Source organism: Gordonia sp. NPDC003424, assembly GCF_053588655.1.
The window spans coordinates 296,786-308,700 of record NZ_JBSFQJ010000002.1 but is presented as its reverse complement, the minus strand read 5'-3'; the positions used below and the strand labels follow the sequence as shown (position 1 = coordinate 308,700).

9 protein-coding genes are annotated in these 11,915 nt (G+C 68.0%); 5 read left to right on the top strand and 4 right to left on the bottom strand.

The features are described 5' to 3' along the window. Positions 1 to 8 precede the first annotated feature (8 nt). Genes ACWDTI_RS03995 through ACWDTI_RS03985 form a run of 3 tightly spaced genes read left to right on the top strand, consistent with a single transcriptional unit; the run spans position 9 to position 4,754 of the window. Positions 9 to 1,487 carry a class I adenylate-forming enzyme family protein gene (locus ACWDTI_RS03995; protein WP_449736738.1) on the top strand — a complete coding sequence of 493 codons (1,479 nt, stop codon included), beginning with the start codon at positions 9 to 11 and terminating at the stop codon, positions 1,485 to 1,487. Position 1,488: 1 nt separating this feature from the next. Continuing rightward, positions 1,489 to 3,333 (top strand): DUF3556 domain-containing protein, encoded by a 1,845-nt coding sequence (locus ACWDTI_RS03990; protein ID WP_449736737.1) that lies wholly within the window; start codon positions 1,489 to 1,491, stop codon positions 3,331 to 3,333. Beyond that, entirely contained in the window at positions 3,330 to 4,754 is a 1,425-nt protein-coding gene (locus ACWDTI_RS03985; protein ID WP_449736736.1) for a phytoene desaturase family protein, read from the top strand. The genes ACWDTI_RS03990 and ACWDTI_RS03985 overlap by 4 nt, the downstream gene beginning before the upstream one ends. On the opposite strand, the gene ACWDTI_RS03980 is transcribed toward ACWDTI_RS03985, so the two are convergent. After that, positions 4,666 to 5,946, bottom strand: coding sequence for an MFS transporter (locus ACWDTI_RS03980; RefSeq protein ID WP_449736735.1), 1,281 nt, complete (start codon positions 5,944 to 5,946; stop codon positions 4,666 to 4,668). The two genes, ACWDTI_RS03985 and ACWDTI_RS03980, sit on opposite strands and share 89 nt — an antisense overlap. 96 nt (positions 5,947 to 6,042) lie before the next feature. Between ACWDTI_RS03980 and ACWDTI_RS03975 the strand changes: the two genes are divergently transcribed. Next, positions 6,043 to 6,930: a LysR family transcriptional regulator gene (locus ACWDTI_RS03975; RefSeq protein WP_449736734.1), complete on the top strand. Its 888-nt coding sequence runs from the start codon at positions 6,043 to 6,045 to the stop codon at positions 6,928 to 6,930. On the opposite strand, the gene ACWDTI_RS03970 is transcribed toward ACWDTI_RS03975, so the two are convergent. From ACWDTI_RS03970 to ACWDTI_RS03960, 3 genes are read right to left on the bottom strand one after another with little or no spacing between them, the layout of a single operon-like run. Then, positions 6,927 to 7,727 carry a PIG-L deacetylase family protein gene (locus tag ACWDTI_RS03970; RefSeq protein WP_449736733.1) on the bottom strand — a complete coding sequence of 267 codons (801 nt, stop codon included), beginning with the start codon at positions 7,725 to 7,727 and terminating at the stop codon, positions 6,927 to 6,929. The genes ACWDTI_RS03975 and ACWDTI_RS03970 overlap by 4 nt on opposite strands. Then, entirely contained in the window at positions 7,724 to 9,028 is a 1,305-nt protein-coding gene (locus ACWDTI_RS03965; RefSeq protein WP_449736732.1) for a sensor histidine kinase, read from the bottom strand. The genes ACWDTI_RS03970 and ACWDTI_RS03965 overlap by 4 nt, the downstream gene beginning before the upstream one ends. After that, on the bottom strand, positions 9,012 to 9,650 hold the full coding sequence (locus ACWDTI_RS03960) for a response regulator (protein WP_449736731.1): 639 nt from the start codon (positions 9,648 to 9,650) through the stop codon (positions 9,012 to 9,014). Before ACWDTI_RS03960 ends, ACWDTI_RS03965 begins: the two co-directional genes overlap by 17 nt. A gap of 62 nt (positions 9,651 to 9,712) precedes the next feature. Between ACWDTI_RS03960 and ACWDTI_RS03955 the strand changes: the two genes are divergently transcribed. Next, complete coding sequence (locus ACWDTI_RS03955) at positions 9,713 to 11,899, top strand: DUF2254 domain-containing protein (RefSeq protein ID WP_449736730.1); 2,187 nt, start codon at positions 9,713 to 9,715, stop codon at positions 11,897 to 11,899. Positions 11,900 to 11,915 lie beyond the last annotated feature (16 nt).

Below are 11,915 nucleotides of genomic sequence, written 5' to 3'. Positions count from 1 at the left end.
TGCCGACGATGAATCTCACCTACCTGCCCTGGAATCAGCCGGCCGACCGCGCCGACCGCCCGTGTGTCCGCGACGAGCGGATCACCCTGACCTATCGCGAGTTCGCCGATCGAGTGGAGGCTGCCGCCGAACAGTTCGCCGATCACGGCGTCGGAGCCGGATCGGTTGTCGCCGTGATGCTCCCGAACCGAGTCGAACTTCTGGTGTGCCTCGCCGCGGCATGGCGACTCGGCGCGGCGGCGACCCCGATCAATCCCGTCTTTACCGCATCGGAGGCCGACTACCAGATCACCGACTCCGACGCGCAACTCGTGGTGCGTGCCAGCACGTCGGCTCCAGACGGCGGCCGCCGCAGCCTGCTCGTCGACGACCTGCGGATCGCCCCCGTGCACGAGCAGCTGTCCGCCCCGACCACGTCGGCCAACGATCTGGCACTGCTCGTCTACACCAGCGGTTCGACAGGTCGCCCCAAGGGAGTTGAACTCAACCACAGCAACATCCATGCGATGGCGAGCTCGATGGTCGAGGCCCTGCGCCTCACCGCAGACGATCACTGTCTGCTGGTGCTGCCGCTCTTCCATGTCAACGCGATCTGCGTCAGCTATCTGGCCACGATGATCGCCGGCGGCCGACTCTCGATCCTCGCGCGGTTCGCACCGGTTGAATTCCTCACGGCGATCGAACGATTGCGGCCGACCTACTTTTCCGCGGTGCCCACCATCTACAGCCACTTGGTGGCACTCCCGGCGGAGATGTCCGCCGACACCTCCTCGGTGCGGTTCGCGATCTGCGGTGCCGCACCGGCTTCCGCGCAGCTCCTGCGAAATACCGAGGAGCGCTTCGGCTTTCCGCTGATCGAGGGTTACGGACTGACCGAGGGCACCTGCGCCTCGACGGCCAATCCCGTCGACGGCCCACGCAAGATCGGCACCGTCGGTATCGCACTGCCAGGACAGGTGGTCGCCATCATGGGTGGCGACGGAGCCCTGCTGCCGGCCGGCGAACGTGGTGAGGTGGTCATCAAGGGCCCCACCGTGATGCAGGGCTACCGTCACCGACCCGAGGCCACAGCCGACGCACTCGGCGACGGATGGCTGCACACCGGCGACGTCGGGATCCTCGACGAGGACGGTTACCTCCGTCTGGTCGACCGGATCAAGGACATGATCATCCGCGGTGGAGAGAACATCTACCCCAAGGAGATCGAGACCGTTCTGCACGGGCACCCAGCCGTCCTGGAGGCGGCCGTCGTCGGTGCCCCCCACCCGGCATACGGGGAGGTTCCGGTCGCCTACGTCACGCTCCATCCGGAGCGAACGGTCACGGAATCAGAACTCCGTGACGTATGTGCACAGCATCTGACCAAGATCAAGATCCCGGTCTCGATCACCATCACGGGCGCCCTGCCCAAGAACCCGGTCGGCAAGATCGACAAGCCCGCGCTCCGTGCGCAACTCGTCGCCGACCCTGCACCACAAGGAGTTTGAGATGGGATTCATCTCTCCATCACCACAGCCCGTCGAACCCTCGGAGTTCGTGCGACTCCCGCTGCGCGAGCGCATGCGCATCCTCAGCACCCACTGGGTCGACGACGGATTCGGCACACCCCGCATGCTGCACGTCGTCTACATCCTCAAGATGCTCGGACTGTACTTCGGTGTCGGACTGGCGATCACGGCATGGACCTCGCAACACGTGTACTTCACCGACCCGAGCAGCTGGTTCGACAACATCGTCGTCTACCAGAAGCTCGCCGTCTGGCTGATGCTGCTCGAGGTCCTCGGTCTCGCAGGGGCATTCGGCCCGCTGTGCGGGCACTTCACCCCGATGCTCGGCAACGTGCGCTACTGGATTCGGACCGGCACCATCCGGATGGCTCCGTGGGGCCGGCATGTGCCGGGCACCGGCGGGGACACCCGCACGATCGTCGATGTCGTGCTGTATCTGGGCGTGCTGGCGAGTCTGGTGTATCCGCTGGTGATCTCCGCCGTGCCGGTGCACGCCGTGCCCGCCGGCACCGGTCCGCAGGAGCTGATCCCGGCGTATGCGTTCATCCCGATCCTGATCACCATGCCGCTGATGGGCTTGCGCGACAAGGTCATCTTCCTCGCGGCACGCAGCGAACAGTACGGGCCGATCATGCTGTTCTCGGCGATCTTCGGTGCGATGGCGCTCGGTGACGGGGCGACCGCGGCGAACTTCGTGAATCTTGTCGTCGTGTTCAAGATCATCATCTGTGTCGTCTGGATCTGTGCGGGCTGGTCCAAGGTCGGCGAGCACTTCCTCAACGTCATCCCGCCGATGGTGTCCAACAGCCCGGGCCAGCCCCGATTCGTCAAGCGGCTCTGCTATCGCAATGCCCCGGACGACATCCGGCCCAGCAAGGTCGCCTGGTTCCTGGCCCACATCGCCGGCACCACAGTCGAGATCGCGATCCCGCTGGTGCTCCTGTTCACTGCGAACACCACCGTCGCCGTGATCGCCGCCGTGGTGATCGTGGCGCTGCACATCTACATCACCTCGACGTTCCCGCTCGCGGTGCCGCTGGAATGGAATGTCTACTTCGGGTACATCGCCATCGTCCTGTGGGTCGGATTCGACGCCTCGGTCTACAACATCTGGAACTTCTCGCAGCCGTGGCTGCTGATCCCGGTGTTCGCGATCCTGTGCTTCGGCCCGGTGGTCGGCAACCTGCGTCCCGACCTGATCTCGTTCCTGCCGTCGATGCGGCAGTACGCCGGCAACTGGGCCTCGGCCGTCTGGTCGATGAAGCCGGGGATCGAGGAACGGCTCAACGAACTCCCGCTGGTGGAGAACCAGGTCGATCAGCTGCAGCGCATGCTGCCCACACCGTACGAGCGCGACGATGCGGACATGACCATCCAGAAGGCGCTCGCCTGGCGGTCGATGCACAGCCAGGGCCGCGGGTTGTTCTCGGTCCTCTACGAGCACCTCGACGACATCGACTCGCGCTCCACCCGTGAAGGCGAGTTCATCTGCAACACCATCCTGGGCTGGAACTTCGGTGACGGACACCTGCACGACGAGCGGCTGGTCGCCGCGGTCCAGAAGCGACTCGACCTGAAGCCCGGTGACCTCGTCGTCGCGTACTGCGAATCGCAGCCGACCCCGTTCCGGAAGAGCCGGCCCCAGGAGTACCGCGTCATCGACGCCGCCCTCGGTGTCGTCGAGCGCGGGACGTGGAGTGTCAGCGACTGCGTCAAGGAGCAGCCGTGGCTGCCCAATGGCCCGGTGCCACTGCAGGTGTCGTGGACCGCGGATGGTTACCGCCGCCAGGAGACCTTGACGACCGGCAAGGGTGCGCTCGCATGACGACCGCAGTGGTGGTCGGCAGCGGGCCCAACGGGCTCGCCGCCGCCATCCGGCTGGCCCAGGCCGGCCTCGATGTCACCGTGTTCGAGGCGCACGAGAAGCCCGGCGGCGGCACGCGCACCAGCGAGCTCACGGTTCCCGGTGTGTTGCACGATGATTGCGCGGCATTCCATCCGACCGGCGTCGCCTCACCGTTCTTCGCGTCGCTGCGACTCGAACGCCACGGGCTGCGCTGGCGGTGGCCGGAGATCGACCTGGCCCATCCGCTCGACGACGGCCGGGCCGGGCTGGCCGCCCGGGATCGGTCCCACACCGCGCAGTCCCTCGGGTTCGACGCGCGGGCGTGGGAGCGTCTCTTCGCCAGTCCCACAGCGAATTTCGATGATCTCATCGGGGAGGTGTTCCGGCCACTGGCACATCTGCCCCGCCATCCGGTGGTGCTCGGACGATTCGGCGTGAATGCGCTCGCCCCGGCCACCTGGACGGTTCGACGGTTTTCCGACGATCCGGCACGCGCGCTCTTCATGGGCGTCGCCGCCCATGCGTTCGGACGGCTCGACACCCCGCTGTCCGGTTCGGTCGGCATGATGCTGACCGCGGCGGCGCACGCCGTCGGCTGGCCCGTCGCCGCGGGCGGGTCGCAGAGCATCACGAAAGCGCTTCTCGCCGAACTGGCTTCGATGGGCGGCAAGGTGATCACCGGCACACCGATCACCTCGCTGGAGCAACTGCGCGACCTCACCGGCCGCCGGCCCGACACCGTTGTCCTCGACACGGCCCCAGATGCCGCGATGCGCATCGTCGGCGACGCGATGCCCGGCCGCGTGCGTCGCGCGCTGCGTCGATACCGTTTCGGCCCAGCCGCATTCAAGGTCGACTTCGCGATCGACGGTGACATCCCGTGGACGAACGAGGACTGCGCGCGTGCCGGTACATTGCACCTCGGCGGAACCGCGGCGGAGATGGTCGCCGCCGAGCGGGACACGACCCGTGGCCGAATGCCGGAGCGTCCCTTTGTGCTTCTCGGTCAGCAGTATCTCGCGGACCCGGGCCGATCGAACGGCTCGGTCAACCCGATCTATGCGTATGCGCATGTGCCGCACGGCTACTCGGGAGACGCGACCGACGCGATCATCGGACAGATCGAACGGTTTGCACCCGGGTTCCGCGACCGGATCCTGGCGACCTCCACCCGGAGTCCGGCCGCCCTCGAGGAGTACAACGCCAACTACGCCGGGGGCGACATCAGTGCCGGGGCGAACACCGCACGACAGATCGTGTTTCGCCCCAGGGCCACCCGCAATCCCTACTCGCTCGGCGTTCCGGGCATGGTCATCTGCTCGTCGGCGACCCCGCCGGGAGCGGGTGTCCACGGGATGGGCGGCTTCCACGCCGCCGGGGCCGCCCTGGCGCAGATCTGATCCGTGCGACGACTGCCAGGCCCAGCCCCGACAGCGTCGCCACGTACCCCGCGACCCCCACCCAGCCGGCCGCGGAAAAGGCCAGTCCACCAAGGGCTCCCACGACCGAGCTGCCCAGGTAGTAGTGGAACAGGTACAGCGACGACGCCTCCGCGCGATGCTCGGTGGCCTGCGCCGAAACCCCGGCGCCGGCCACCGAGTGCGCGCCGAAGAATCCGCCGGTGAACAGCAGCATCCCGAACAGGATGAGCCACAGGGTGTCCGGCACCGTGAGCGCCAGACCGGCGAGCATCGTGGTGATCGAGACGATCAGGACCGGCCGACGCCCGATCCGATCGGCGAGCCGTCCCGCGAGCGCGGAGGTGACGGTGCCGGCCAGGTACATCACGAACACCAGCGCCACCACCGCCTCACTCAGGCCGAACGGCGCGCGCAGCAATCGGTAACCGAGGAAGTTGTAGACGGTCACGAAGCCGCCCATCAGCACGAAGCCCAGCAGGAACAGTGGACGCAACCGCGGATCCCGCAGGTGCGCAAGTAGATTGCGTAGCGTGGCGCTCGGCGACACGGGTTGTGGCGCGAAGAACCGGGAGGTCGGCACGGTGCGGGCGAAGACCAGGGCGAAACCCAGCGACACGAGACAGGCGATCTCCAGCGCCCATTGCCACGACACGACGTCGACGGCGAATCCGGGGATCAGGCGTCCGGTCAACCCGCCGATCGTGGTGCCCGCGACGTAGCGGCCCATCGCGGTCCCCAGGGATCGGCCGTCGACCTCCTCGGCGAGATAGGCCATCGCCACTGCGGGCACCCCGGCGCACAGCACACCCTGCACGGCACGGCCGGCGAGCAGGATCTCCACCGTCGGCGACCACGGCAGTGCCACGCCGATCACCGACGCCGCGACCGCCGAGATCACCATCACCCGCACGCGACCGAATCGTTCCGACAGCACACTCGCCGGGATGATCGCGAGAGCCAGGAAGCCGGTCGTCAGCGACACCGTGAGTGCCGAGGTGGCCGGGGAGATGCCGAAGTGTTCCGACAACTGCGGGAGCAGTGCCTGCACGTAGTAGAGCGCCATGAAGGTGGTCATGCCGGCGGCGAAGAGCGCGAGGGTGGTGCGTCGGTAGCCCGGCGAGCCGAGCGTGTGCCGGTCGGGTAGGGCGATTCGTGCGGTGTCGGTGGTCATCACCGTCCAGAGTCGTCGCGCACGTGCTGATAGAGAAATGAAGTCTTGTGTGCAGATCGATTCATCCCTGTATGACCGCAGGTAGTATCGATCTTCGTGCACGACGAGGTGAGGTGGTTCATAGCGATCGCCGAGACCGAGAACCTGACGGTCGCGGCAGCCCGGTGCCACGTCTCCCAGCCCACGCTCTCCCGATTCCTCGCGCGGCTCGAGCGGGAGATGGGTGTCGCACTGTTCGATCGCCACGGCCGCAGCATCGTGCTCAACCGGTTCGGGCAGATCTATCTCGACCGGTCGCGGCGGGCGGTTGCGCAGCTCGATGCGGCCGGGCGCGAGATCGACGAGCTGCGGATGCCGGCGCACGGTGCGGTGCATCTGGCGTTCCTGCACTCCTTCGGGGTGCGGCTGGTCCCGGATCTGATCCGCCGTTTCCGCCTGGAGAACCCCGGCGCCCGGTTCACCCTCACGCAGGATGCGGCGGCCACCGTGGTCGGGCACGTCGTGGAGGGCCATGCCGATCTCGCGATCGTGTCACCCCGACCGATGCGCACCGACATGGCGTGGGTGCCGATCACCGAGCAACGCCTCGCTCTGGCCGTACCTCGTGACCATCGCTTCGCCGGACGCTCGTCGATCGGGTTGGCCGAGGCGGCCGACGAGGAATTCATCGCCATGGCACCGGGATTCGGCATGCGACGGATCTTCGACGAACTGTGCGCCGCCGCCGAGATCACCCCGGCGATCACCTTCGAATCGAGCGAACTCACGACCATCACGGGCCTCGCCGGGGCGGGCCTCGGCGTCGGTGTGGTGCCCGTCGAGGACTCCGACCCACACGTCGACGTGGTCCTGGTGCCGCTGGCCGGGGAGTCCCGCGAGATCGGACTGACGTGGTTTCGCCCCCGCCCGTTGCCCGCCGCGGCCGGGCGCTTCCGGGATTTCGTCGGCGGCCCGCGCGAAGTCCGGGGTGACCCGGTGGGCTAGCCGGCGGGTGGGTGATCGAGCCACCAGCCCCGAACCATGCCGGGTGGCCGACCGGGTTCGAGGTAGTGCTCGGTGCCGAACCCGTACGGGAAGATCTCCTCCGGCATCGCCAGGATCTGTCGGACGTCGGTCTGGCTGGCATGACAGGCGAGCGCCGCACGTTTGGTGGTCACGTCGTCACCGAGGTCGACCGCCCAGTGCAACTCCTCCTCGGGAGTGCCGACCGGGTTCCCGTCGTCGCCCCGGATGTCGGGATCGAACCCTTCCATGCCGATCTCGGTGGCAAGCGTGAACATCAGTCGCATGAGGTCCCGGTTCATCGTGACCTCGAGGTAGCGCGGCCGGGTCGCCGCGAGGTCCGCAGCGGCCAGCGTGACCTTGTGCAGCATGATGTGGTCGGGATGGCCGTAATTGCCGTGCCAGTCGTAGCCGACCACGACGGCGGCGCCCTCTTCGTCGAACAGGTCGGCCAGACGACGTGCCGCCTCCCCGAGGTCAGCGCGTACGAACACGCCGTCGGCGTCGTTGCGCGCCCAGCCCGTCATCCCCGAATCGGCATACCCCAGCCAAGCCACCCGGGCGGTACCGGTGATGGCCGCCGACGCCTCGGCCTCACCGCGCCGTCGGCTCGCCACCGTCTCGCCGGGCGCCAGGTCGTCGGGTACGACACCCGGGTCCCCGTCGGTGCAATAGACGACGACCACCCGGTGACCCTCACGGGCCGCCCGGATCATGCTGCCCGCGGTGGCGGTGCCCTCGTCGTCGGGGTGGGCATGGACGAAGACGATGGTGCTCACGGGTTCGATGATGTCACTTCGGGATTCACGTCGTCCGGCACCGGCACCTCGGCCACCGCCGCGGTACCGCCCGTGGGGCGTCGGGTGATGCTCAGCGTTCCGCCCAGCCCCTCGAGCCGCACCCGGCGCGACGCCAGGCCGATGTGGCCGGCGGCCACCCGTTCGCCGAGGACGTCTTCGTCGATGCCGTGTCCGTCGTCGAGGACGACCAGCCGGGCGCGTCCGTCGTCGAACTCCGCGCTCAGGTCCACCGAACGTGCACCGGCGTGTTTGACCACGTTGGTCAGCAGCTCGCGAGCGGTGGCGAACAACAGCGAATCGACCGGCGTCCGCAGATCGGTCGGCCACCCCGCGGTGTCCACCGACACCGATATCGGGCCCCGGCGTTCGACGGCGGCGGCGAGGTCACCGAGGGCCACCGCGAGCCCGGCCTGCTCGAGGACCGCCGGATGCAACTCGCCCAGCGTGGAACGCAGCAGGCGTGCCGACTCCCGCAGGGCCTCGTCGACCCGCGTCAGCGCATCGGGATCGGTACCGTCGCGCACCGCGGCGAGTTCCTGTCGCGCGCCGAGGATGTACTGGAGCGCGCCGTCGTGCAGATGTTCGGCGAGGTCACGGCGCTCGCGCTCCTCGATCCGAGCCGTGTCGTCGAGCAACTGGGCACGTTGCGCGGCGAGCGTCCCGATGGTCGTGACCCGCGACCGCTGGACGCTCGACAGCAGCACACTGCCGAGCGCGAGCGTCGCGATCACCAGGGTGCGCAACACGATCAGCGACCACGGTTCCCCGTTCGGAACCCGCGCCACCGCGCTGCTCACGAAGTAGACCACCACGGTCGGGATCACCACGGCGGCGCAGACCCGTGGACGCAGCTGGGTTGCCGCAATCATCGGCACGATGGCGAATCCGTTCACCAGAACGTCCGAGGTCCAGCTGATCTGATCCGACGCACTCGCCACGATCGCCAGGACCGTCAGCACGGCGAGGTCGACGAACAGCGCCAGCCAGGCGTAGCGGATCACCACGATCCCGCCGCGCGGGCCGAGCACCAGCCCGACGATGCACCACGCGAGGTACACCGCGGCCAGAACGACACAGAACGCCGCACCGTGCGCCGGTGGATCGAGCACGACGGTGAAGATCGTGAACACACCCAGCAGCAACCGCAGCAGCACCTGAACACGGATGCCGCGCAGGGCGTGGTCGACGAGGATCGACGAGATACGCGGCTCGGCGGCCAGGTCGATCAGCCCGCGCGCGGGGGACGGCCCGCTCGACGTGAGGCTATTCGAGGAGACCACGGCGCATCGCCTCGGCGACCGCGGCGGCGCGATCGGAGACCCCCAACTTCTCGTACAGGCGCTGGGTGTGCGTCTTGACGGTCGCGGCACCGATGTACAGCTCGGCGGCCACCTGCGGAATCGACAGGCCGCGCGCAAAGCCGTTGAGCACCTGCCGTTCCCGCTCGCTGAGGACCGGGGCGTCCGACTGCGACCGTGTCCGGATCTCGCCGACCAGTCCGGCCGCGAGTTCGGCAGGCACCACGGTCTCGCCCTTGGCCACCCGCGTCACCGCACCCACGATGTCGTCGCGGTCGGCATCCTTGGACAGATAGCCCGCGGCGCCCTTCTCCAGCGCCGCGAAGACGATCGGGCCGTCGGTCACCGCCGACAGCAACAGCACCTTGGTACGCAGGCCGTCCCGGGTCACCGCGTGCGCGACGTCGACACCGGTCATGCCCGGCATCTGGTAGTCGACGACGGCGACGTCCGGGTCCTCCCGTCGGATGACCTCCAGCCCCGAGGTGCCGTCGCCGGCCTCGCCGACCACCCGGATCCGGCCGCTCTGGGTGAGCCCTCGCGCCACCCCGTCACGGAAGAACGGATGATCGTCGACCACCACCACGGTGACCAGAGAGTCCATCGGCCCAGGATAGGCGACGCGCCTGCATATTTCGGCCACGCCCGCGCAGTAGGGTCGTGCTCATGATGGGGTGGTTCGATCAGACAATCGTCGACACCGGGCGGCTGCCGCTGTTCATCATGCTCGTCGCGTTCATCGTCACCTTCCTGTTCATCCGCCTCAGCGTGCGCATGATCCGGGCGCAGGTGAAGTGGTGGCCCGGCAACGTCACCCCGGCCGGCATCCACATGCACCACGAGTTCTTCGGCGTCATCCTGATGCTGCTGTCCGGGTTCGGCCTCGTCGCGCTGTCCAGCTTCGACACACCGATCGCCGACTGCCTGCTCGCCGGGGTGTTCGGCATCGGATGCGCGCTGGTCCTCGACGAGTTCGCTCTGCTCCTGCACCTGCGCGACGTGTACTGGGAGGAAGAAGGCCGGTCATCGATCGACGCGGTCTTCGTCGCGATCGCCATCGGCGTGTTCTTCATGGTCGGATTCCGACCGCTGGGTCTGTCCGACACGATCTCCGGGTTCGAGGAATCGTCGGATGCCGGCACCCGGATCGGACTCGTCATCGCGCTCGCCATCAATCTGCTCCTCGCGGTCATCACCCTGCTGAAGGGCAAACTGTGGACCGGTTTGGTGGGCTTGTTCATCCCGCCGCTGCTGATGGTCGGCGCCATCCGGATCGCCCGCCCCCGCTCGCCGTGGGCCCGGTGGCGTTACGTCGAGAAGCCCCGGAAGCAGGAGAAATCGGTGGATCGTGAGCGTCGCTACCGGCGGCCGGTCATGCGGTGGAAGGTCGTCGTGCAGGAGGTCCTGGCCGGGCGATTCGGCTTGCCCGAAGCGCCGGCCAGTTTCCCGGTGGCCCCGGAGTCGGCGGCGCAGCGGCACCGGGCACCCGCCCGGGTCGCCTCCTGGATTCGCTGGCGCCGCACCCGGCGGCTGTTGTCCCGCAAGCCCCCGTGGCGTCTGCCGGTGATCTGCGTGACCGTGGCGATCGTCGCCGGCCTCATCGCGTCCGTCACGGACACGAGTGTGCAGTTCAACGGGCTGGACTCGGGGGTGACCGCGACGTTGCTCGGTGTGATCGCCGGCGCGATGGCAACCCTCACGGGCCTGGTGTTCACCGCCGTCACCCTGGCCATGCAGTTCGGTGCCGCGCAGATCTCGGTGCGGGTGATCCCGATGTTCCAGCAGGATCGGATTCTGCGGTGGTCGATCGGCATCTTCCTCGCCACGTTCGCCTTCACGCTGATCATCGCGCTGGATCTCGCGACGACGTCGAAGTCCGGCACCGTTCCCGGCATCTCCACCGGCATCTCGCTGTTCCTCACCCTGCTGAGCGTCTACATGTTCATCCAGCTGACCGCCAAGGTCGGCAGCATCCTGAACTCCTCCCAGCTGCTGCGCTGGATCGAAGCCGAGGGCCGCGGCGCCATCCGGCGGCTCTACCCGGACGAGATCCCCACCGGCCTGCACGATCACATCACCGCCGACGTCGCCCCCGATCCGCACGCGCAGCGGACCGTCGTCCATTTCCGCGACGTCCCGTCCGAGGGCCGGATCATCCTGGCCATCGACCTGACCCGAATCCAGCGTCTGGCGGTCAAATGGGGGGTGCGCGTCGACCTGTTGGTGGGCACCGGCGACTTCGTACCCCACAACGTCGGCGTGTTCGAGGTCATCGGCGACGCCCATTTGGTCCACCCGCGCCAACTGCTGTCCTGCGTGTTGTTCGGCGACACGCACCGGCCCGAGGTGAGTCCGGCCGCCGCGCTGCAGGCCATCACCGACGTCGCGCTCAAGGCGCTGTCACCGGCCATCAACGATCCGAGCCGCGCGGTCCAGGCGCTCAACCACATAGAGGATCTCCTCCTGATGCTCTCGCCGCGTCTGCTGGCCGACGAGAGTTCCGAATCGCTGTCGATGATCCGGGGGTATCGACGTAGCTGGTCCGACTATGTCGCCATCGGCACCGACCAGATCCGGCACTACGGCATGGACTCGGTACAGGTTCAGCGGCGGTTGCGCGCCCTGTTCGAGAACCTGATCGAGCAGTGTCCCGACGTGCACGACGGCCCGCTGCTCGCCCGCCTGCAGGCCCTCGACGAAGCGGTGCCGACACAGTGGACCACCGTCCTGGACCGCCGTCTGGCGCTGGGCGCCGACGTCCAGGGCCTCGGGTCGGAGGAGGGTCACGGGCGCGGCCAGCGGCTCAGTATCAACACCGATGCGCGTGGACCGCGATCAGGGACCGACGGATAGCGTCGCGAGAAACCAG

Bases quoted from the DNA above. Each gene is read 5' to 3' on its own strand.
- ACWDTI_RS03995 (WP_449736738.1), top strand. From the start codon at position 9: ATGAATCTCACCTACCTGCCCTGGAATCAGCCGGCCGACCGCGCCGAC.
- ACWDTI_RS03960 (WP_449736731.1), bottom strand. From the start codon at position 9,650: ATGGACTCTCTGGTCACCGTGGTGGTGGTCGACGATCATCCGTTCTTC.
- ACWDTI_RS03990 (WP_449736737.1), top strand. From the start codon at position 1,489: ATGGGATTCATCTCTCCATCACCACAGCCCGTCGAACCCTCGGAGTTC.
- ACWDTI_RS03980 (WP_449736735.1), bottom strand. From the start codon at position 5,946: ATGACCACCGACACCGCACGAATCGCCCTACCCGACCGGCACACGCTC.
- ACWDTI_RS03955 (WP_449736730.1), top strand. From the start codon at position 9,713: ATGATGGGGTGGTTCGATCAGACAATCGTCGACACCGGGCGGCTGCCG.
- ACWDTI_RS03985 (WP_449736736.1), top strand. From the start codon at position 3,330: ATGACGACCGCAGTGGTGGTCGGCAGCGGGCCCAACGGGCTCGCCGCC.